Source organism: Levilactobacillus fuyuanensis (assembly GCF_003946395.1).
GTDB lineage: Bacteria > Bacillota > Bacilli > Lactobacillales > Lactobacillaceae > Levilactobacillus > Levilactobacillus fuyuanensis.
The window spans coordinates 164,987-185,364 of sequence record NZ_RHNZ01000005.1 but is presented as its reverse complement, the minus strand read 5'-3'; the positions used below and the strand labels follow the sequence as shown (position 1 = coordinate 185,364).

At 51.6% G+C, this 20,378-nt stretch carries 24 protein-coding genes and 1 riboswitch; of the genes, 6 read left to right on the top strand and 18 right to left on the bottom strand.

The annotated features are described in order from the left end of the window. Window positions 1-3 precede the first annotated feature (3 nt). From EKM73_RS03835 to EKM73_RS03820, 4 genes are all read right to left on the bottom strand, one after another. Window positions 4-363 (bottom strand): hypothetical protein, encoded by a 360-nt coding sequence (locus tag EKM73_RS03835; RefSeq protein ID WP_125700666.1) that lies wholly within the window; start codon window positions 361-363, stop codon window positions 4-6. 257 nt (window positions 364-620) lie between these two features. Then, window positions 621-866 carry a DUF2922 domain-containing protein gene (locus EKM73_RS03830; protein WP_125700665.1) on the bottom strand — a complete coding sequence of 82 codons (246 nt, stop codon included), beginning with the start codon at window positions 864-866 and terminating at the stop codon, window positions 621-623. Between the two features lie 33 nt (window positions 867-899). Beyond that, window positions 900-1,097 carry a hypothetical protein gene (locus EKM73_RS03825; RefSeq protein ID WP_125700664.1) on the bottom strand — a complete coding sequence of 66 codons (198 nt, stop codon included), beginning with the start codon at window positions 1,095-1,097 and terminating at the stop codon, window positions 900-902. A 103-nt stretch (window positions 1,098-1,200) separates the two neighbouring features. Then, the gene (locus EKM73_RS03820) at window positions 1,201-1,761 is read right to left on the bottom strand and encodes a sigma-70 RNA polymerase sigma factor region 4 domain-containing protein (protein ID WP_125700663.1); all 561 of its coding nucleotides are present in this window, start codon (window positions 1,759-1,761) and stop codon (window positions 1,201-1,203) included. A 428-nt stretch (window positions 1,762-2,189) separates the two neighbouring features. On the opposite strand from EKM73_RS03820, the gene EKM73_RS03815 reads away from it, so the two are divergent. Further along, entirely contained in the window at window positions 2,190-3,293 is a 1,104-nt protein-coding gene (locus EKM73_RS03815; protein ID WP_125700662.1) for a hypothetical protein, read from the top strand. 67 nt (window positions 3,294-3,360) lie between these two features. Here EKM73_RS03815 and EKM73_RS03810 read toward each other — a convergent pair whose 3' ends face one another. From EKM73_RS03810 to EKM73_RS03755, 13 genes are all read right to left on the bottom strand, one after another. Continuing rightward, a complete protein-coding gene (locus EKM73_RS03810; RefSeq protein WP_225421266.1) occupies window positions 3,361-3,651 on the bottom strand; it encodes a hypothetical protein in 291 nt (96 codons plus the stop codon). Between the two features lie 2 nt (window positions 3,652-3,653). Then, complete coding sequence (locus EKM73_RS03805) at window positions 3,654-4,238, bottom strand: hypothetical protein (protein ID WP_164508848.1); 585 nt, start codon at window positions 4,236-4,238, stop codon at window positions 3,654-3,656. A 283-nt stretch (window positions 4,239-4,521) separates the two neighbouring features. Then, a complete protein-coding gene (locus EKM73_RS12945; protein WP_020088502.1) occupies window positions 4,522-4,647 on the bottom strand; it encodes a hypothetical protein in 126 nt (41 codons plus the stop codon). A gap of 27 nt (window positions 4,648-4,674) precedes the next feature. Further along, on the bottom strand, window positions 4,675-5,058 hold the full coding sequence (locus EKM73_RS03800; RefSeq protein WP_125700659.1) for a hypothetical protein: 384 nt from the start codon (window positions 5,056-5,058) through the stop codon (window positions 4,675-4,677). 349 nt (window positions 5,059-5,407) lie between these two features. Continuing rightward, window positions 5,408-5,791, bottom strand: a complete 384-nt coding sequence (locus EKM73_RS03795) for a hypothetical protein (protein ID WP_125700658.1) — start codon at window positions 5,789-5,791, stop codon at window positions 5,408-5,410. A gap of 13 nt (window positions 5,792-5,804) precedes the next feature. After that, entirely contained in the window at window positions 5,805-6,104 is a 300-nt protein-coding gene (locus tag EKM73_RS03790) for a hypothetical protein (RefSeq protein WP_225421270.1), read from the bottom strand. 1 nt (window position 6,105) lies between these two features. Beyond that, entirely contained in the window at window positions 6,106-7,404 is a 1,299-nt protein-coding gene (locus EKM73_RS03785; RefSeq protein ID WP_125700656.1) for a Y-family DNA polymerase, read from the bottom strand. Between the two features lie 646 nt (window positions 7,405-8,050). Then, window positions 8,051-8,707: a thiamine phosphate synthase gene (gene thiE / locus EKM73_RS03780; protein ID WP_125700655.1), complete on the bottom strand. Its 657-nt coding sequence runs from the start codon at window positions 8,705-8,707 to the stop codon at window positions 8,051-8,053. After that, window positions 8,707-9,522, bottom strand: a complete 816-nt coding sequence (gene thiD / locus EKM73_RS03775) for a bifunctional hydroxymethylpyrimidine kinase/phosphomethylpyrimidine kinase (protein WP_125700654.1) — start codon at window positions 9,520-9,522, stop codon at window positions 8,707-8,709. Before thiD ends, thiE begins: the two co-directional genes overlap by 1 nt. Window positions 9,523-9,539: 17 nt before the next feature. Then, the gene (gene thiM / locus EKM73_RS03770; protein WP_125700653.1) at window positions 9,540-10,328 is read right to left on the bottom strand and encodes a hydroxyethylthiazole kinase; all 789 of its coding nucleotides are present in this window, start codon (window positions 10,326-10,328) and stop codon (window positions 9,540-9,542) included. A 523-nt stretch (window positions 10,329-10,851) separates the two neighbouring features. Beyond that, window positions 10,852-10,957, bottom strand: a riboswitch (TPP riboswitch). A gap of 47 nt (window positions 10,958-11,004) precedes the next feature. Continuing rightward, on the bottom strand, window positions 11,005-11,841 hold the full coding sequence (locus tag EKM73_RS03765; RefSeq protein WP_125700652.1) for an oxidoreductase: 837 nt from the start codon (window positions 11,839-11,841) through the stop codon (window positions 11,005-11,007). A gap of 11 nt (window positions 11,842-11,852) precedes the next feature. Next, window positions 11,853-12,620 (bottom strand): ABC transporter permease, encoded by a 768-nt coding sequence (locus EKM73_RS03760; protein WP_125700651.1) that lies wholly within the window; start codon window positions 12,618-12,620, stop codon window positions 11,853-11,855. Beyond that, window positions 12,617-13,267: an ABC transporter ATP-binding protein gene (locus EKM73_RS03755; RefSeq protein ID WP_125700650.1), complete on the bottom strand. Its 651-nt coding sequence runs from the start codon at window positions 13,265-13,267 to the stop codon at window positions 12,617-12,619. Before EKM73_RS03755 ends, EKM73_RS03760 begins: the two co-directional genes overlap by 4 nt. 1,104 nt (window positions 13,268-14,371) lie before the next feature. Here EKM73_RS03755 and rlmD point away from each other — a divergent pair. The 5 genes from rlmD to EKM73_RS03735 all read left to right on the top strand — a co-directional run bounded on the left by rlmD (window position 14,372) and on the right by EKM73_RS03735 (window position 18,228). Continuing rightward, the gene (gene rlmD, locus EKM73_RS03750; protein WP_164508852.1) at window positions 14,372-15,772 is read left to right on the top strand and encodes a 23S rRNA (uracil(1939)-C(5))-methyltransferase RlmD; all 1,401 of its coding nucleotides are present in this window, start codon (window positions 14,372-14,374) and stop codon (window positions 15,770-15,772) included. Between the two features lie 163 nt (window positions 15,773-15,935). Further along, the gene (locus EKM73_RS03745) at window positions 15,936-16,388 is read left to right on the top strand and encodes a hypothetical protein (RefSeq protein WP_125700648.1); all 453 of its coding nucleotides are present in this window, start codon (window positions 15,936-15,938) and stop codon (window positions 16,386-16,388) included. 207 nt (window positions 16,389-16,595) lie between these two features. Continuing rightward, window positions 16,596-16,721 (top strand): hypothetical protein, encoded by a 126-nt coding sequence (locus tag EKM73_RS12940; protein WP_263853795.1) that lies wholly within the window; start codon window positions 16,596-16,598, stop codon window positions 16,719-16,721. Between the two features lie 104 nt (window positions 16,722-16,825). Next, window positions 16,826-17,683, top strand: a complete 858-nt coding sequence (locus EKM73_RS03740) for a DUF368 domain-containing protein (protein ID WP_125700647.1) — start codon at window positions 16,826-16,828, stop codon at window positions 17,681-17,683. A gap of 248 nt (window positions 17,684-17,931) precedes the next feature. Then, entirely contained in the window at window positions 17,932-18,228 is a 297-nt protein-coding gene (locus tag EKM73_RS03735; RefSeq protein ID WP_125700646.1) for a helix-turn-helix domain-containing protein, read from the top strand. Between the two features lie 236 nt (window positions 18,229-18,464). Here EKM73_RS03735 and glpK read toward each other — a convergent pair whose 3' ends face one another. Continuing rightward, the gene (glpK, locus tag EKM73_RS03730) at window positions 18,465-19,982 is read right to left on the bottom strand and encodes a glycerol kinase GlpK (protein WP_125700645.1); all 1,518 of its coding nucleotides are present in this window, start codon (window positions 19,980-19,982) and stop codon (window positions 18,465-18,467) included. Between the last annotated feature and the right edge of the window lie 396 nt (window positions 19,983-20,378).

Genomic DNA, 20,378 nt, shown 5'->3' with positions numbered 1-20,378 from the left:
CCCTCACTTAAATTTATAGAAAGTTCGATCAGGTGCCTTTTCTGCCGGATGAAATGAATGCAGCTCTGCACCCAATGCTGAGATATAGAATTTAATGTACATATGGCCTTGGTACAAGATAACCAAGAATTCGTAAACTGTCACATCTTCCTCTTCATGATGATGCACAGGTGAAGGTCCCCGAAAGTACTGACTCGTTTCCAATGATTCAATGGCATCCTTAACAACCATGCGATACGATCGTCCCGTCTTGTCTAAAAATAGTTTAGACTTCCGATTCAAAACAACTTGCAGCTTCCCCTGTTGATAGAAATCTCTGAGCCGAACAACTGCCAATGAAGCATTGAACTTGTCATCTTGCAAAAATTCTCCTCCACTCCGGAACTGTTACTCGTGAGTAACAGTTTAACCTTCACTCCTGAGGAACTCAAGCAATATCTCCTGAATATCGTCAGTATTCAAATTACCCCTAAACCTATGAATCAGTTTGTTTATTTGATTGCTGACTAAAATCGTGAATCGGTATCTCGTTATGTACTCCAAACGGCCACCACACCTCACAAGGAAGTGGCAGCCGCCGGGATGTTGCGTTACAGGTGACTAACTACGACTGATACTGACTAGACAGTGGGTGCTGGTACGGGTTGTGGTCCGCCCACCAAGGCCGTCTTGGTCGTTTCCACGATTTCAGCACGCAGAGGTTCTGCGTACAGATCCACCTCGCCCTTAGCGAATAACTTAGCGGCCGCCACTTGCTTCATCAACGTTTCGACTTCCGCTGGTGCGAGGTCGGCGTTGACGTACTTGAGGCGCAGGTGTTTGACGCGTTTGTCGGAACCTTTAAAACTCAATTCTAATGTCTTCATAGAGAGACTTCCTTTCTATTCTGCGAGAGGGACTTAGGCGACGGCGCTTTGACTGGACACGACGGCGGTACGGAACGGTAAGCCGGTCAAACCGGAGAGGATGGCCCCGAAATCTTCGACTTGCTTGGCGGCTGGCGCGTTGACCGCATTCTGTAGCACGATCTTAACGGGCTTGGCGTCGGTGGCGCCGAAGATAAAGGTGATGGTCGTTTTCTTCCAATTTGTTTGCATGGGTGGTGCTCCTTCCGTGGTGCGAGATTTTATAAGTGGCTGGCCAACCCTTACACTTATTACTAATGTAAAAAATCGGAAATCAGTCTCACTTATTTTCAAATTATTCCAAAAAACTTTCTGGCGGTGCTAAATGATGGACGAGTCGACGCAGTAATGATCGCCGCCACCGGAAGACGGTTGCCCGGCCAACACCATATTTGGCGGCAATCTCCTCTGGCGTGAGCTGATCGATCAGGGTGCCGACTAGAAACCGCCATTCACCGGTATTCCCCGCACCACCGATCAACTTGATGAGGTACGTCCGAAAGTCGTTGAGGCCAATGGCGTTCAGAATATCCTCGTCACTGGCCAGTTCGTCAATGATCGGCGTGTGGTCCCCCGGCTCCATGGGAATATCCTGGCGGCGATTGTTTCGTAGCTGATTACCCACGTGCCAGACCAGCGCCTGCTGGGCAAACGCCAATAGCTGGTGTGGCTGACTATCTGGGTCACCGGGAAAGTCTGCGTAGGCCTGGGGAAAGTACAGCCGGGCCTCCTGCAGGTAGTCTTCGTAATCGTCCTGATCCGGACGCAATCGCAGGCGTTTCAGGGCAGCGTAAATAATAGTTTCGTGATCGCCGGTATACAAGAAGCGGTACGCGGCGGCGTTATCTGTGGTCAATATGGATCATCCCTTCACTTGTGGTGATCCATAGCGCTATGGTCAGCCCCCACTTTACCGGAGTTTAGTGACAACGCCTAATGCGGATTATTTCGCAAAACAGGTGGAAAATTCGGGGTAATTTTACACAATTTATCGAAAAAAAGGCCAAAAAGCTGATAGGACGTGATCGACGCTCCGGCCCGTTATTTCGGGAACCAGGGCGATTTTTTCGATTTGAGTCGAAAATAAATTTCGGGTTTCGTCCCCTCACACTGATTATTTTGTGGTATAAATAGTTATGTGATACGAATTTAGTGTGCCTAGAAGGTTTTGGGTTGGTGTGACCGGTTCGATTGAAAGCGCATTCGTCAAGTGACGGTGCGCACCATCGTTCAGCTACTATAGCCCCCCACCAGGCGCGCAATTTCAGGAGGAGATTCGGATATATGAAGAAAGCAGTTCTATTGACCACTGTCGCTGCGGCCGCCCTATTATTTGGCGGGTCGACCACGCTGGCACAGGCCAAGACGTATAATCAAAAGGGTAACGCGTTGGCAAACTACAACGTCAAGAAGTATAAGACGGTCGCAAACAAGAACTTATTCGTTAAGCGCTACTCGTTTAAGACCAGCTACAGCAACATCTTCCAGACCAAGCCAACCAGCATCACCACGACTAAGGGGAAGAAAGCCACTTTCAAGTCCAACGTCTTCTTGCCAGTAACCTACAAGACGTCCGCCGACTGGGGCAATCCTCAAGCCGAAGCCATGTCTAAGGATGGCAACACGCTGTACGAACTGATCACGAAGAACGGGAGTAACCGGGGCTGGATCGTTAAGTACAACCTGGGCCAACTCCGTAGTAAATTCGGCGTCAGCAGCAGTCACATGGATGCCTTACGTCGGGCTTCTTACGACCACTCTGTGGGCAAGATGACCAGCAAAGACAAGCAGATCATGAAGTACGTCAAGGTTGGTCCCACCTTTAACACGGGCCATGGTCAATCTTTGGCAATGAACCCCAAGAACGGCCAACTCTGGTTCATCGGTAAGCCGGTCGCTGTTAACACCAACGTGCAACGGGTCAGCACTAGCAGCTTGAAGCCAATTACTAAGATTAACTTTAAGCTGAAGAGTACCGTCACGATGGGCTCTAACCTGACGTTTGATAAGAACGGGAATGCCTACTTCTTTACATACTCCAATGGGGGGTGGGCGCCTAAGGGTGCTGTCAAGATCTACAAGGGAAAGATTGGCAGCAAGTCCGTCAAGTTCCACTTGGTGATGCAGGGTCTGCGCAACCGTCCCGGGACCAAGCCACAGTCAATGGCCTACAACGCCAAGCGTAACCGGCTGTACTTCGTCTCCGACAGCAGTATCTCATCCGTCCCCGCTTCCAAGCTGGGCAAGCTCAAGGCCAGCCAAGTTGAAGGGTCTAACTTCAGCGGTAAGCGTGAGTTCGAAGGGATTCAATTCGCCAAGAACGGCGCCAGCTACCTGTTAGTCAACAAGGGTGCCGAACTGATGCAAGCAACCAACAATAAATTCTAAATTTTCAACTTAAAAAGCCAGTGTCCGTGCGACGGTTAAGTCGTGGAGACACTGGCTTTTGTGGGTCTTAGATAGCGTTAGTTTTTTGAGCGAGGTGGTAGACCGTATCGAGGAATTCGTCGAGATCTTCAAAGACTTCGAATTTTTGAAAATAAGGGTCACGTTCCTGAATACCCTTAAAATCAGGACTAGCCGACTTTACCATGTGCAAACTGTACACTGGACCCTGTACCTTAGATTTTTCCATTAATGTGTCCCAACGTGTACTCACTGCCTCAGACTCGAGACTCGCGTAGTGATAGGCCAAGGCCTGATTTCCAAATTGTGAAATAACAATTAAATGAAAGTATTTGTACATCCTCAGTCAATTCCTTCCTGCATGTGACGTTCCTTCTCATGTCGCACATGTTCACTATAATTCTTAAGTTCTCGATTTTTATCCCAGATTTGAAGTTCCCAGGGGAAATAACGATTGTCACTCTGAAAATAACAATGTGTGGCATGATACTTACCATCATGACGCGTGTAATATCTAGAAATTACTTGGCCATCTTTTAATCTTTGTAGCAGCCTATCTAATCTCTCCTGCTGCGCCTCAATTCCACTTAAAACAATTCGAGCACCAAATAGATCATTTATAATCTTTGAAACGTAGCGATGTTTGCCATAATTATAAGCAATTTTGGTAGAGACACCTGTGACTGCTTTAATTCGATACTGAAAATTCAAATCATACTCAAGCTGATTTAACTGTAAAATATCCAATTTTCTTAAGAAATGAACATATTGTCTAACCAGTGGTTCCACCTGGCACCAATTCTCATTTTCACCAATTTCCACATGTTTCAGGTTTTTCAGGTTTTCCTGTCCCAAATCAGTATAGAATTCAATGCTAAACGCATCATACATGTCTTTGAGTGCAATTGCCACTTCTTCAATTATCACAAGATTATCCATCAGCACCATCATTTCCGGAGTTTTTAGGTTACATGACTTAACTCCGTAAAATGTGACCGAATATTTTTACTGATTGCGACAATCCACTCTTTTTCTCAACACAAATACTGCTCAAACTTGTTCCACAATGTTATACTGGCCCCGAGACGGACCGGCACTTTGATCGGTTCCGCCTGGAATAACTACCATAACTCAATCTCCAACAAAGGGAACATCGACGCCTGCCCGGCGCTGACGTTCCCTTTGCTAACTTCTATCGGTAAAAATTGGGCTACAATAGTGCGAAAATAACACCAATCATCAATAAGACGGCTAGGCCAATGCCAGCCTCGTACTTCCCCCGGCGCGGTGTGCGCTCCAGGCGTAAGGTGAGGTGGGGTCCGTCGACTAATTTCATGATGGTTCTCCTTTCACGGGTCCAGAGTTACTGCAATCTGCCTAAATAGTGAAAGTCCGGATCACGACCGACCGTGTAACAGGCAAACGCCTTGGTCAGTTCGTTATGAAACGTGACCAGAATTGCCGGCGTGGCCCACGTCGATGCCGCCCAGAAAACGGTATCGTCGGGTTCTCGGGGATCATTAGGGTAACGGTAGTATCCCTGTTGCTCATCCCAAATGGTGCCTTGCGTATTCAGCCAATCCTCGGCCAGCCCCGCCTGCACTACCGCCATAACATCGTGATTATCACGAATCAGGGCCGCCAGGGTCACCCAGTCCAATTGCCAATCGTGTTGCTTGGGCAATTGGGAACGGGTTCCCAGTGGCGTGTGACTGAGGGCAATCGGCGTTAAATCAATAAAGTCCATGTGCGTGACCTCCTAGCGTTTTACCCTTATCATAACGCATCGCTAGGTAAATGGCCGGTAACGGGTTGGGTTATCCCCAACCCTACAGGAGTTTGCTTAAAATAGCGACCTTTATCGTACCCATGGGCTTACTGACTAACGGTCTGAGCAGTCCAGTCGGTTGTTCATCCAGCTTCACAATCATTAGAACCAAACGGTCCTCAGATAATTAATTATCTGGGGGCCATTTTTCACTGCCTATCATACATGAAAGCGTTTAAAATTGCGACACTTATCATATCAATACATTAAGTTGGTTAACCATCAGCCTATCCCATCCATTAGTTAGCTGTCGTGAATGCTGGTCCGTCTACTGTGCCCACGCCACCCAACGAATTTCAGCCAACGTCAAGTAGCGGAAGTGGTCGCTCGCTAATTGGAGAACGATTTGGTCTTCGTTAACGCCGGCAACGATCCCGTCCACCGTCGTTAGGACCTGGTCGTCATCCAAAATATTCAGCTGCAAGTGGACCGGTTGTTGTGCATGCCAAGCGGCCGCCAACTCCCGACTGATCTCTGTCAGCGGTTGTTGCGGCTGGGCGTGTTCAACCCGCTCGGCGGCGTGCATTTTAGCCAAGGCGCTCGTATGGTCGGACAGGTAAAAGCCGCCCCACTTCAGCATCCCCCGGTCGTGATAGTCGCGGTGGAAGAATTCAGTTGCCAACTTATCATCAGGGGCCTGGTGTAAGATCATGACCCATAACTTCCTAGTGCACCCAGCGTTGGCTCTCCGGCCAGCGCACGTGCCCAAAGTTAATAAAGTTCAGGGACAGCTGGGTCTGTGCCTTGAGTGCCCCAATGACTTGTTCCAGGATTTCGAGGTCAGTCGTTTGAATCGTGTGTAGTGGAATGGACCGCTCACGGTGGCCCTTCCGCTGAATATCCATGAAGAAATTGGTTGTCTGGGCGTACTGGTCATGCACCACATCAATGCGATACTGACAGTGCCACTGCGCTGCAAACAGCTTGTCTGCTCGCGTAAAGATCAAGTCGGCTTCCTTCTGCACATCAATCAAAACTATTCCCTCCATTGTGACCGCCAACCAATGCAGCCCGCCGGAGCATCGTGCCCCCAGGCATTAGACTGCTGGCTGGAATGACCGCGGTCTTGCCGAACTTATCCCGAAGTTCGTCAATGACCCGGTCGAAGCGTTCATCCTTAATCTGCCGGTGGGGATCTTGAAAAATATCGAGTTGCAAGCCACGGCTTGTATTCAACCGCGATAATCCCACACCGATGTTGCGAATGGACTGGCCTTCCCAATGCTGACGGAAGAGCCGTATCAACGTGGCACAAATCGTCTGGGCATTATCGGTCGGGTCGATGCGACAGCTGTGGTGGAACCCACTGCGCCCATCGTCCGCTTCACCCGCACGGGCAAAACCAACAGACAAACTGACGCAACCAGCTTGTTGTCGATGATGGCGCATCCGCGACGTGGTCTGCTGGCCGATCTCCCGGATCACCAGCTCAATCTCTTGCTGCACTTTATAGTCGCGTGGTAAGACCTGTGAATTGCTCCAGCTCTTCTCCTTGGCCGGTCGAAGCTCGTGCAGGTGACTGCGATCGATCCCCCAGGCCAAAGCAAACAGCTGGGCACCAATCATTCCCATCTCCGCGCGCAACTCATAAGGGTTGACCATCGCCAAGTCACGCATGCTATGGATGCCCAGTCGCTGCAGATGAGCGGCCGTGCGATGGCCAATGCTCCACACCTTCTCGAGGTTGGTGATTGGCCATATTTTCTCTGGAAAGGTCTCGTAAGTCAGCCGGCCGATGAGTTCCCGGTCATGCTTCGCCTGCAAGTCCAGGGCCAGCTTGGCCTGTACCGGATTTTCACCGATACCCACGGTCGTGTAGAGTCCCAGCTCGCGGCGAATCCGCAGTTGAATTCGCCGGGCCACAATCTCGGGGGTCGGTCCAAATAGGCGCCAGGACTTGGTCATATCCAGGATAGATTCGTCGATTGAGTATGGAAACAGGTCATTATCGGCCACATACTCCCGGAAAATTTTATTGATCTTCAAGTTCTCCTGAATGTACAGATTCATCCGCGGCGGGACGACCAGAATTCGGGGGTCGTCGGGAACTTCATATTGGCGTGATACGTTGCTGATACCGAAGAGTTTCTTGGCCATCGGCGAAGCGGCCAACACCAGACCACTTCCCGTGTTGTCGGCCTCGGACATCACCACAATCACTGAACGCAATGGATTCAGTCCCCGCGCGTCGCTCTCGACGCTGGCGTAAAAGGACTTATTATCAATCATGAAAAACATGCCATGTGGTTCATTTCCATAATCCATCACCGCGACCCCCTTTGCTGATGTTCTTATTATACGAACATTTGTTCGACAATGCAAGCTTGATTTTTAAAAGTTTAACTGATGACAGCCGACGCTAGCCTCACCGCCGTTAGCAGTCTTACTTAAAAATTTCTTCTGGCAAACGTGACCTCTTCTAGCCACTTAAGTTCGAAACCAATCGCATCTTTTTCCGGTATACTTAGTATACGGTTTATCGGCGAAATTATGTTATTCAGTAAACTAGTTCATCTAACAAATCGCCATTTACCAACACCAGTTAGGCCTGTTAATACCTTATGTGACAAAATAATAAAGTTTTCCATTTAGGTAGCTTTTCTCAAATATCCGTGTTATTATGTACTTGTGAAGTTAGCCCTAGTCAACTAGCTTCCTCAACTTTAAATGCGAAATCAGCCTTACCGTCACTTAAACGCGGTAAGACTGATTTTGTTTTTTTATGGCTAATTTTAATTTTTCAATGATGTTACAATGTTAATAAATTGTTACAAACCAGTTAATAATGACTTAACAATCTGCTAACTGGCTATTACTAGACCATCAAAAAAGCTGCTGACACGGGTAAGAATCTTTCCGGTGTCAGCAGCTTTCGTTAGTTACTCTCTAACATTATTTTTTGATAACACCGCTAAACTGCCGCGAATGCCGTTCGCATTGCAGCAATGTCCGCCGCAGGAGCGGTGCTCTGCGTCAACAGCGTAATCACCGCAACCCCCGCGGCACCAGTAGCTGCGATGGCCGGTAGACTCGGCACCGTCACGCCGCCGATGGCCACGACGGGCACGTTAGCCTGTTCAACGAGTGCCTTCAGACCCGTCACACCCATGACAGGGTCAGCATCGGCCTTAGAGGTCGTTGGATAGATCGGACCACTGCCAATGTAGGAGATTCCCTTGATCTGGTTCGCCTTGGCCACTTGTTCCACCGTGTTGCAGGACAGGCCCACGAACATATTGCGGTCGGCTACCGCATCGAGGACCTTCGTGATCTGCTCGTCGCTCTGACCGACGTGAATGCCATCCGCCTGTAGCAACAACGCCAGATCTACGTCGTCATCCACGATAAACGGCACACTGGCTTCGTGACATTGGTCGCGCAAGTCGCTACCCAACGCCACGCGCTGTTCCGGCGTTAATTTACTAGCGCCCTTATCTCTGAACTGAAACGCCGTGATGCCGGCCTTTATCATGGTTGCCAACACGTCACGCAAGTCTTGACCGGGAACATCTTGGCTCCCCGCCACAAAGTATGCCCGTAATAGACCGGGCTCAAAAGTTACTGACATTAGTGCGCACCTCCCTGGCCGTAAGCCCAATGATTCAGTGGGCCGTGGCCGTTTCCAACTGCAATCGGATTCGCAATGGCTGCCGTCACATAGTCCTTACCAATGCGAATGGCCGACTCGAAATCCTGGCCCTTCGCCAATTCTGCCGTGATGCATGAAGACAACGTATCCCCCGTGCCGTGAGTCCGCACGGTGTCGACGCGCGGTGCCGACAGCCAGAATGATCGACCGTCCGCCAACAAGACAAAGTCGCTGGCCTTATCCGGCGTCGCCTCGTGGCCACCTTTGATAATCACGTTCTTGGCGCCCAGGTCCTGCAAGACGACTGCCGCCGACTCCATCGCTTTGGCATCGGTGATCTTAATGTTGGTCAGTCGTTCGGCCTCGGGTAAATTTGGCGTCAACACGTCGGCTAAAGGCACCAGTTCATCGCGCACCGTCGCCACGGCATCGTCGGCCAACAATGCAGCCCCGCCCTTGGCGATCATCACGGGATCGACCGTGAGTGGGCCAAAGTCGTATTTTTTCAAATTCGCTACCACACCATGGACGTGTTCCGCATCCGCTAACATCCCCGTCTTGCAGGCCCGAATCTTCAAATCGGCTGCTAATGACGCAAATTGTTCATCGACCAATTTTTGTGGTAAGGCCATGAAGTCCTGAACGCCCAGCGTATTCTGCGCGGTCACCGCGACAACCACTGCCGTCCCAAAGACGTTGCGTTCCTGCATCGTCTTCAAGTCAGCCATGACACCGGCACCCCCGCCGCTGTCGGTCCCCGCGATCGTTAACGTCTGTGGAAATTCATTTGCCATCCTTACTCATCCCTTCTCTACTGATAAGCCGCGATTGCGTTGATCTGAGCAGTCGTGGTCAATTGTAAACCGTCCATTAACTGGACGCTGAAGCTGCCGGCACCAAGGTTCGGCGTGGCCTGGGCCACCCGTTCACCGATGGCCGCGAAGACCAGACAAGCCGTCTGGGCCGCTTCAAAATAATCCGCTTCAACAGCGCAAAATGCTGCCACAATACTTGATAACATGTCACCAGACCCAACGTGGACCTGGAACAGTGGTGTGCCGTTCATCACCTTAACGACCCGTGTGCCATCGGTAATGACATCGGTCGGACCGGACAAGATAACGACACACTTTAATTTTTGCGCACACGCCTGCGCAATTGCCACCAGATCGCCAGTCCCCTCACCGGCATCGATGCCCTTGGCCTGCCAATCCACATCCGCCAACGCTGCAATCTCGCCGGCATTGCCCCGGATCACGTCCGGGTGAAAATGGGTCAGGAGGTTGTTCGCAATCATCTTGCGATAGGCCACTGCCCCCACGGCAACGGGGTCAATCACTAACGGCTTATGTTGCTGGTTCGCGACCTCGCCGACCTTGCGGATCTGTTCGACCTGTGTCTGGGTAAACGCCCCCAGATTGAGGCACACAGCACTGGACAAGCCAACCATTTCTTCGGCCTCGGCAACCTCTTCGGACATGATGGGTGACGCACCCAATGCATTGAGCCCGTTGGCCACGTCCTGGACCGTGACGAAATTGGAGATGTTAAAAACGATTGGGTTCTGGTGGCGCAAGGTGTCTAACAAGTCTACTTTCATTTTCTTCCCCCTTAGGAATACCTGATGCGATTGCTGAAAGTCATGCGTTGCGCCTACGACAGACAAGGATTCCGCCTGCTGTGGCGGGTAGATCGCCAACTTCGCCTTACCGGGCGGTCAAAATAGACCGGGTCGCGGTGGGCGGACGTCCGGAGCCACAGAACGGTCTCCGGACTTGGCTTTAAGCCGCTAAGAATCGCGTCTCAAAGCCACCAATGTTCTAAGCGGTAAACCGCTAAGAACATTCCCACGGCTGAGTCTATTTTGACCGCCCTCACGGCTGACATTGGCATATTCCCAAGCAAGCTGATTCCTAACGCATCACTTTCATCACAACTAATGCTTTATGCTTACTCTTTATCAGCATTCTCGCGATGCCTCACCACTTGGCTCGAACACCGCTACCCCACACTAAGTCGTGTTTCCTAACGTTCCCCACGTCTTGGCTAACCATTTTAATTGTGATTTCAATCCAAATTAAAACGGACCGCTGGCTCACAAAGTTAGTGAACCGGCGGCCCGTTACCGTGCCACGACACATTCCCTTCGCAAGTTTGAGCTTGACAGGTTCCAAGGGATTGCGGTATTCGCCGCATCTCAGCCCGTTGTGGACACCCCTAGTGTACTGGTTAATTTAAGCATAACAGGTTTTACCGTCACGTCAACGATTCTCACGTTACCGGGTAATCTGTTCAGCCGCTTTACCAACAACTTGCCAGAGACGGTCGATCGTCTTGTCGGACAAGAACCGCTGCGCCCACAAGATTTGACTTCCCGCCCCTGCCGAGTAGCGGGTCTTCGGCCGCCGAGACAGCGCTGCTCGATCCACCAACCGCGCGATGACCTTGGGCTTGCTGGAGAATTTCTTTACAGCCTTTAAGATTGCTGCCGCCTGACTTGCATCCTTTTCGTACGGACCGTTCGCCGATAGCTCCTGTAAATGATCAGCCGCAATGTCCGCCCATTCCGATTGGATGGCACCTGGTTCAATTACCGCCACGTGAATTCCCTGAGGATGAAGTTCCATACGTAAGGCATCCGACAGGCCTTCCAACGCAAATTTCGATGCCACGTACCACGCACCAAAGGGCTGCGCCACCTTACCATCGACCGACGTGATGTTAATAATCCGGCCGGCGTGTTGCTGGCGCATCATGGGCAAGACCGACTGAATCAGCCGCGCCGCCCCAAAGAGGTTCACGTTGAATTGGTCCTGCGCCTGTTCCATGGGAACGTCCTCGACCGCCCCCATCAGGCCATAACCGGCGTTGTTAACCAGAATATCAACTCGGCCGGTCTCATTGACGATTCGGTCAACCGCGCTTTCCACGCTAGCTGGATCGGTAATGTCCAGCGCCAGGGTCGTAATCCCTAGGTCATCGAGGTCGTTCATCCGACTAACGCGCCGGGCCCCGGCGTAAACCGTGACCCCGTTTCGATGTAAACTCCGGGCAATCGCATTGCCAATTCCTGATGACGCCCCTGTAACCAACGCAACTTTTCGATGTGACATATGTTTTCCTCCTAATTTGACGGACCAACTAACTGTTTACGTTCATTGTAGAATTCCCGGTAAGCCCAGTAACAGGCCAATACCGAGCCAATACTGGTCGCCGACATCAACATGAAGGTGACCATGATCTGATATTTAATCGCCCGCACCGGGTCCACGCCGGCAAAGATCAACCCGGACATCATCCCCGGCAAGCTCACGATTCCCACGGTTTTAGCGGAGTCGATGGTCGGCTGCATCCCCGTCTTGATGCTGGCCCGGACGATATCGCGGGAGGCATCCTTCAGGTCGGCCCCCAGCGCTAACTTTTCCAAGACGGCCTGCCGTTCCTGCTTGAACTCCGCGTTGAGATTGCGGTAGCACAAACCAATGGCGACCATCGAGTTCGACGCGATCATCCCCGAGATTGGAATCATCTGCGACGGCATAAACTTGATGGCCCCCGCCAGCATCAATACGCCCAGGGTAACCGCCGTACTGATGAGAATCGCCCCGACGGAAATCGGCAACGCCCGTGGAATCCCGTTACTGCGCTGTTTGGCATTATAGCCGGCATTAAAAATAATAATTAAGATCAAGACTGCCGTGAGCCAAACGTTATCCAAACGGAAGACGTATTTCAACAGGTACCCGACCACGAACAGCTGAATGACGGCCCGCACAACCCCAATAATCATGTCGCGGTCGATGCCCAACTTCTCATGCCACCCGATTGCCAGGACAATCATCACCAACCCCAGTGCCAGAATCAACGATTGATTATTCACTGCTAGATTCATCGTGTACCTCCCGTGATGCGCCCATCGGTCAAGGTTACCAGCCGCGTCGCCGCATCGATCTCCGATTGATCATGCGTGATGGCAATGATCGTAATCCCATCGTCGCTATTAAAATGCCGAATCATCGACCAGACAAACGCCTTGTTTTCGGCATCTAGGCCAGCCGTAACCTCATCTAAAATCAAGGCCTCGGGATAGATCATCACGTTGCGCAGTAAGGCTACCCGTTGCCGCTGACCGCCAGACAGGTCAATAACGGCCTTATCCAAGTCACTGGCAACTAACCCTACGTAGTCCAACGCCGCCACCGCGCGTTGTTCATCGAACGGTAGCTGACGAATCTGATAGGGAAAGCTCAGGTTGTCGCGCACGGTTTCACCGAACAAGGTCGGCTGTTGAAGGCTGTACGAGACCCGCCGCCGATACGCTATCGGGTCGTAGGTATCGATAGATTTGCCGGCAAAATTCAACTCGCCACTGGTTCGACTCAGAAGTGACGCGATGATCCGTACCAGCGTGGACTTCCCGCTCCCCGACGGTCCGGCGATGGTCACCCACTCACCGGCGTTGATGGTCAGGTCGATATCTTCCAGGATCGTTGTTTCACCAGCTCGGTAGCCGACCCCTCTCAGTTCCAGCAGACTCATAGGCTCCTGCCCCCCTCTTTGGCCTTCATGCAGCATCTTGGGCAAAAACTGTCGCCTCCGGCTGCCAGGAATTCCGGCCGCTATGGGGAACGCCTCCAGCCAAAGAACGGGCTTCCGGCTCGGTTTAGAACCTCGCCAGAAACACGCGAGTTTCCAAACGCGTCCCGCGCTGTAAGACCGGGGAAAGTCATCCGGGTCTAACACCGCCGACACAGCTACCTCCATCCCTGGCCTCCTGCGGCTAAGCTAGTTTTTACCAAAGATGCTAATTTACAACCCCTACATAATTTACCTGCACCTGTGGGACAGCTTCCAGCTAACATCCACTATCCACTAGTGACGACAGCACATGTGGGATTACCGCCATCTCAGCCGCAGGGACGGTGAAAATGGGCCCAGCCGTGGGAGCTCTCTTAGCGGTGAATTGGGCCGCTTAGAGAACTGGTGACTTTGAGACTCGGTTCTCAGAGGCTTGAAGTCAAGCTTCGAGACCACCCTTTGGCTCGGAGCGTCCGCCCACCGCGCCACGGTCCCATTTTCACCGTCCCGGAGGCGCTATACTAACCCCCACGTTCGATGATATTGCCGTTATTGCTCACATCCGCGTCAGCCGTGAGGGGGTCGCAAATAGGCTCAGCCGTGGGGATTCTCTTAGTGACGTCCTTCGTCGCTTAGAGAATTGGTGTCTTTGAAACTCGGGCCTCAGAGGTTCAAAGCAAGCTTCGAGACCGCTCTATGGCTCGGAGCGTCCGCCCGCAGCGTCACGGCCTATTTGCGGCCCCCGGCAAGGCGCCAACAACGACCAATGTGAGCGATAACCGCATATAAGCTTATTGTACATAAATGGGGGCGGATTGCCTATGGAAACGGCTTCAATTTGGTGAAAAAGGCTCACGGCCCCGGTGAGCTCTAAAGTTTGGTATAATGTTCAAGACCGTAACTGTTCGGAATTAATGATTTAACTTAACTAACGTCAACCTAGTAGGAGAAAATATGCCAAATTATGAGTCAAAGAATCACCGCGGCTACGACCGCAATGACCGCAACGATCGGCGCCAACACAATGCTGGCAACCATTACCGGCCTAACAATAATCACCGGCCCATGAACCGACGGCCACGTCAGGAGACGCCCCAAGTTCAAGTCGAAGTTGGCCAACGTTTCCCACTGACCATCAAGCGCATGGGGATCAATGGTGAAGGGATCGGCTATTACAAGCGGATGGCCGTCTTCATCCCCGGCGCCTTAACGGACGAAGAAGTCGTTGCCGAAGTCACCAGCGTAGCCACGCGTTACCTGCGCGCCAAGATTCACCGGGTCCGCAAGACTAGCCCCCACCGCGTGGAACCTCGCGACAGCTACGCCGATCAAGTCGGTGGCTTTGAGCTGGAACATTTAGACTACCCCGGCCAATTGGCCTTCAAGCGAGATGTCGTTGCCCAGTCCCTCGAACGCTACAAGCCCGAGGGCTATCGCCACTACGACTTGCGCCCAACTCTGGGGATGGACGACCCTTATGGCTACCGTAACAAGGCCCAATTCCAAGTCCGCCGCAACGCCGAAGGCAAGGTCGAAGCCGGCCTGTACGCCGAACGTAGCCACGACCTGGTCGACCTGGAAACCTGCTCCGTCCAGATGCCTGTGACCATGACCGTCATGCGCGCCGTGGTCCAGATGCTCCAGGACTTAGACATGCCGATTTACGACGAAGAAGCCGAATCCGGTATCGTTAAAACGCTGGTGGTTCGCGCCGCTGCACATACCGACGACGTTCAGCTGGTGGTCATCACCAATTCACCAAAATTACCTCACAAACATGACCTATTGACGCGGATCGCAGACGAACTGCCCCAAGTTACTTCCGTCATGCAAAATATCAATCCTGGTAAGACGTCTCTTATCTGGGGTGATGAAACGGTTCATTTGGCCGGCGAAGAAACGATTACGGAAAAACTCGACGGCCTGGCCTTCAAGCTTTCCGCACGTGCCTTCCTACAACTGAACCCGTCACAAATGGAAGTCCTCTACGGCGAAGCCAAAAAGGCCCTGGACTTACAGCCTGGCGAAACCGTCGTCGACGCCTACTCCGGTATCGGGACGATTGGTCTCTCCCTAGCCGATGTCGCTGAAGAGGTTCGCGGGATGGATGTCATTCCTGAAGCCGTGGCGGATTCCAACGAAAACGCCGCCGCTAACGGCATCACCAACGCCCACTACGAACTCGGCACGGCCGAAGAACTCCTGCCTAAGTGGATCATGAGCGGTTTCCATCCGGACGCCATCGTGGTCGATCCACCCCGTACCGGTTTGGACGACACGTTGATTGAAACCTTGCTGGCAGTGCGGCCACCAAAACTGGTCTACATCTCCTGCAACCCTTCAACACTGGCCAAAGACTTAGTTGAATTAACGCACGATTACCAAGTCGACTACATTCAGTCCGTGGATATGATGCCCCAGACGGCGCGGTGTGAAGCCGTGGTTAAATTAAGTCGCCGTCATTAATCGCAAGAGCGTTGGCTGTTGACATTTCACTCAGTGGCATGTCGCTACTGCTTAATCGGCACCAAATAGTCACCGCCAATAGATTAATAGGCAGACACGTCTTTTCGTGTTAGACTTTTACTTAACGTATAACACTGAATTCTGTAGAAAGTTGGCAAATGACATGCAAGATCCTTTTAAGGGCTTTAACGACGATGATCCTGATAACCAAAATGGTGACGGCCCTCAAGGTCTGCCGTTACCGCCGAACTACGCTACCGTTGTTAATCCCGAAACGGGGAATATGCGTATCGCCAAGGTCGGATTTTCCTGGACGATGTTTATTTTCCCCCCATTTCCGACCCTTTTCCGGGCTGATTGGTACAATCTATTCTGTATCATGGGTGTGGAATTAAGTCTCATGATGGTGCTCTCCATGGCCGTTCCCGTTAAACAACTCGCCCAATTCTTCGCGATCGGCGGTTGGGAAATGTTGCGCGGCTTTCTGTGGGGCTTCCTTTACAATATGATGTACTTCCGGCACCTGTTCACCAAGGGATTCGTTCCAGCAGACGACCGGTCAAAAGAGCTTCTGACCCGTGCCCGCTACTGGTCACAACCAAAGAATAATGATTAAACGAACGATAACAAAAGCGCCCAGAACATAATTTGTTCTGAGCGTTTTTGCTATAGATATAAGACTTGGTCTCGATTGAAAAATCTGGGCAAATAAAAATCGTTCATCAAACTTTCGACAGACTAGAACGATTTTTGTTCGCTTATCAAACTGTCAGTAGTCTTCAACGACTTCACCATTGGCATGGGTGTAGACGCACCTGTGCCTTTGTTGCGTTCAGTATACCACAGACATCTGAAGGACAGTGACTTGACGCCCATCATGATTCAAAACAAGTACACGCAATCACCATCACTCAAGGTCAAGGCAACAGCCAAACCGTTCCTAAAGTAATTCCTAAGTTAACTCGCCCTTAGCCGCTTTTAGTTGCGCCGCTGTGTGGGATTTGGTAAATTGAGAGCTACAACTATGACCATTAAGTAAAAAAGGAGAAACGCATGCAAACTACGCGATCCGATGGCCCAGTGAAACGCTTCTTTAAAGGCGTGATCATTGCGCTAGGCTTCATTCTTCCCGGTGTTTCCGGCGGGGTACTCGCCGCCATTCTGGGAATTTACGAACGACTACTGGGCTTCATGGCCCATTTCCGACAGAACTTCAAACGTGACTTCTGGTACTTTGTGCCGGTCGGCCTGGGCGGCATCGTGGGCATTGCCCTCCTGTCGGCCCCACTGGAATACCTATTGGCGCACTGGCAAGTCATCGTGCTATGGGGCTTTGCTGGTGCCATCGTGGGGACCCTTCCTGCGCTGCTGCAGACGGCCAGCTCCCAGACACCCCGCGACGCTGCGGACTACGGTTGGTTCTTTGGCACGCTGGTGATCAGTGGCGGCCTGCTGTACTTCATGAGCGATATTTTTGGCACCCTTCCGGCTAACTTCTGGGGCTTCGTGGTCGCCGGTATCCTGATTGCCCTAGGTGTGCTGGTGCCTGGCCTGAGTCCATCCAATCTCCTGTTGATTCTGGGGTTATTCACGCCCATGTTGACTGGCTTTAAGAACTTCGATCTACTGGGCGTCTACTTGCCGATTGCGTTGGGGGGCATGCTGTCCATGATTCTCTTCTCCAAGGGCATGGACTATCTAATTCACCGCTTCCACTCGCGCGTCTACCACTTTATTCTGGGTATCGTGGTTGCCAGTACCATCCTGATTCTGGTCCCCAATTCTCACGCCGCCGAAAGTATCTCTTACGCGGGCGCGACCTGGAGCACCCTGTTATTCAGTGTGCTGGCATTGGCTATTGGAACTGGTCTAGGCTACTGGATGAGCCGGCTGGAAATTAAATATAAATAATTCCAAACTCCGCGAAAAATCAACTCTTTTTCAAAAATCAACTCTTTTTCGCGGAGTTAGTCTATGTACCGCCAATTTGAATTTCAACCTTTACCTACCGAATATGACATTTCCCTTACTTTCCGTAAGATTACTTGTTCCTAGCCACCAGATTAACTACACTGAATAGTGTTGTTTATTTTGTGCGCCAACGAATCGTGCACGATAAGCTGTTTACTCTTAATTCTACGATGTAAGAAGGAATCCCCATGTCCACTGATATCACCTCAAATGAGTCTCAAGACGGCGCTCAGCACAACGAACGCCCGCAACAAGGCGTCGATAACCCTGAAGTTGCCGTGGCAATGCGCGCATTACGCCAGGAAACTGGTTTATCGCAACACCGTTTTGCAAAGCTAGTCGGCAAACCCCAGTCGACCATCATTCGCATCGAAGCCGGAACAATGAATGTCTCCATCAAGGTTCTGCGCGACATCGCCACCGCTGCTGGAAAATCACTTTCTGTGAAGTTTGTGGCCCCGACGACCAACGAAAACATCTCCTAGATGATATTAAAGCACCGCTGTGATTCCCTTCACGGCGGTGTTTTTGCTAACGCAACTATTATTCAATCATCGGCTGAATTGATTCGTTACTGAAACGATTTTTAACCTTACTTCGCCAAATTATGAGACTAGATTCGTCATTTTTACATTAGTAATAAGTAAGGGACCAGTTCCGATTGGAACTGGCCCCCTCATAGAAAAAAGCAACTCAGTTAAATTCAACGCAACATCTTAACTCACAGATTGTCCGGTTTGAATGCCCGTGTCGCCTTCACTGCCTGCTTCCAGCCGGCGTAGAGATGCTCGCGGCGATCCGGCAACATGTTCGGCGTAAACAACCGGCCATCCGTCCGAATCTGTTTGATTTCATCCAGACTCTTCCAATAACCCACGGCCAAGCCCGCCGTAATGGCAGCACCCATCGCCGTGGTCTCTTCATCGGCCGCCCGTTGCACTGGCGTGTCGAGAATATCGGCCTGAAACTGCATCAGGTAGCGGTTCCGTGAAGCCCCACCATCGGCCATCAGTTCGGAGATGTCGATGCCGGTATCCTGCTTCATGGTCCGCAAGACGTCGCGCGTCTGATACGCAATCGACTGTAACGTCGCCTTCACAAAGTCATTACGATTGGTTCCTCGCGACAGACCAAAGACAGCGCCCTTCGCATCGGGATCCCAGTACGGCGCACCCAAGCCGTTAAAGGCGGGCACCACGTAGACTTCATCCTCATCGGTCGAGGCCATGGCAGCCTGGCGCGATTCGGGAACATTGTCGATGATCTTCATGCTTTCGTGAAGCCAGGCCAACGCGGTTCCGGCGACCAAAATAGATCCTTCTAGTGCGTAAGTCACCTTACCATCCAGTTTGTACGCAATCGTGGTCAACAGATTGTGCTCGGATGTCCGCGGTTCATCCCCAGTGTTCATCATGACGAAGGCCCCATCACCGTACGTGTTCTTGACGGTTCCGGGTTCCAAAGCCAGTTGTCCTAGCAGGGCAGCCGATTGGTCCCCAATCAGACCGGCGATGGGGACTTCGACCCCGTAGAATTGGAAGTTCTGCGTGACACCGTAGACCTCGGAACTTGACTTCACTTCGGGCAGCATTGCGGCTGGAATATTGAGCCAGTTCAGAATATCCTGATCCCACTTGAGCTCGTGAATGTTGAAAAGCATGGTCCGACTGGCGTTACTATAGTCGGTCACGTGAATCTTTCCCCCGGAGAGCTTCCAGGCTAGCCAACTGTCGACTGTTCCAAATAATAGGTCACCATTCTCGGCGCGTTCTTGCGCACCCGGGACGTGATCCAAGATCCAGCGAATCTTGGTGGCACTGAAGTAAGCGTCCAGCACTAGTCCGGTCTTGTCCTTGATGGTCTTGGCGCGCCCATCAGCAGCCAGCTTCTTCGCTAGGCTCGCCGTCTGTTGACTTTGCCAACCGATGGCATGATAGATTGGTTCACCGGTAATTTTATCCCACACGATGGTGGTTTCCCGTTGGCTACTAATGCCAATGGCTTGAATATTTTCTGGATGAATCGAGGCGTCGATAAGGGCGCTCGCGATCACCGAGAGCACGCTGTTCCAAATTTCATTGGCGTCGGATTCGACCCAGCCCGCATGCGGATAATACTGGGGAACCTCCTTATAGCCTTCGATGACCTTGCGCCCGGTGCGGTCAAAAATCATCGCCCGGGTACTACTCGTCCCTTGGTCGACCGCCAAAATATAATCTTCCGGTTGTTTAAGTGCCATATGTATTTACTCCCTCCATAACTGCTTTCGAATCGGAAGCGGTTCCAATTTCACTTCACTCATCATAGCACGACCCCGGTTGAAAACACCAGATTTTGTATCGGGCGCCCGCCGGCTTGGCAATTCCTTAAGATTTCAAATCCACGTGTTCATCGCCTTACCGGGTGGCGAAAATAAACTGGAACGCTAGGGCGGACGCTGGGAGCCAAAGAACGGTCTCCCAGCTTGACTTTGAACCTCTGAGGACCGAGTTTCAAAGGCACCAATTGTCTAAGTGGCCAAAAACGCCACTAAGACAATTCCCACAGCTGAGCTTATTTTCGCCACCCTCGCGGCTTACATGGATTTAAACCCTTACATCGCGCAATCCCATGTTCTCCCATGGACACAACTCGC

Bases quoted from the DNA above. Each gene is read 5' to 3' on its own strand.
- EKM73_RS03830 (WP_125700665.1), bottom strand. From the start codon at position 866: ATGAAGACATTAGAATTGAGTTTTAAAGGTTCCGACAAACGCGTCAAA.
- EKM73_RS03825 (WP_125700664.1), bottom strand. From the start codon at position 1,097: ATGCAAACAAATTGGAAGAAAACGACCATCACCTTTATCTTCGGCGCC.
- EKM73_RS03815 (WP_125700662.1), top strand. From the start codon at position 2,190: ATGAAGAAAGCAGTTCTATTGACCACTGTCGCTGCGGCCGCCCTATTA.
- EKM73_RS03810 (WP_225421266.1), bottom strand. From the start codon at position 3,651: ATGTACAAATACTTTCATTTAATTGTTATTTCACAATTTGGAAATCAG.
- EKM73_RS12945 (WP_020088502.1), bottom strand. From the start codon at position 4,647: ATGAAATTAGTCGACGGACCCCACCTCACCTTACGCCTGGAGCGCACA.
- EKM73_RS03800 (WP_125700659.1), bottom strand. From the start codon at position 5,058: ATGGACTTTATTGATTTAACGCCGATTGCCCTCAGTCACACGCCACTG.
- EKM73_RS03795 (WP_125700658.1), bottom strand. From the start codon at position 5,791: ATGATCTTACACCAGGCCCCTGATGATAAGTTGGCAACTGAATTCTTC.
- EKM73_RS03785 (WP_125700656.1), bottom strand. From the start codon at position 7,404: ATGGATTATGGAAATGAACCACATGGCATGTTTTTCATGATTGATAAT.
- thiE (WP_125700655.1), bottom strand. From the start codon at position 8,707: ATGTCAGTAACTTTTGAGCCCGGTCTATTACGGGCATACTTTGTGGCG.
- thiD (WP_125700654.1), bottom strand. From the start codon at position 9,522: ATGGCAAATGAATTTCCACAGACGTTAACGATCGCGGGGACCGACAGC.
- thiM (WP_125700653.1), bottom strand. From the start codon at position 10,328: ATGAAAGTAGACTTGTTAGACACCTTGCGCCACCAGAACCCAATCGTT.
- EKM73_RS03765 (WP_125700652.1), bottom strand. From the start codon at position 11,841: ATGTCACATCGAAAAGTTGCGTTGGTTACAGGGGCGTCATCAGGAATT.
- EKM73_RS03760 (WP_125700651.1), bottom strand. From the start codon at position 12,620: ATGAATCTAGCAGTGAATAATCAATCGTTGATTCTGGCACTGGGGTTG.
- EKM73_RS03755 (WP_125700650.1), bottom strand. From the start codon at position 13,267: ATGAGTCTGCTGGAACTGAGAGGGGTCGGCTACCGAGCTGGTGAAACA.
- rlmD (WP_164508852.1), top strand. From the start codon at position 14,372: ATGAACCGACGGCCACGTCAGGAGACGCCCCAAGTTCAAGTCGAAGTT.
- EKM73_RS03745 (WP_125700648.1), top strand. From the start codon at position 15,936: ATGCAAGATCCTTTTAAGGGCTTTAACGACGATGATCCTGATAACCAA.
- EKM73_RS03740 (WP_125700647.1), top strand. From the start codon at position 16,826: ATGCAAACTACGCGATCCGATGGCCCAGTGAAACGCTTCTTTAAAGGC.
- EKM73_RS03735 (WP_125700646.1), top strand. From the start codon at position 17,932: ATGTCCACTGATATCACCTCAAATGAGTCTCAAGACGGCGCTCAGCAC.
- glpK (WP_125700645.1), bottom strand. From the start codon at position 19,982: ATGGCACTTAAACAACCGGAAGATTATATTTTGGCGGTCGACCAAGGG.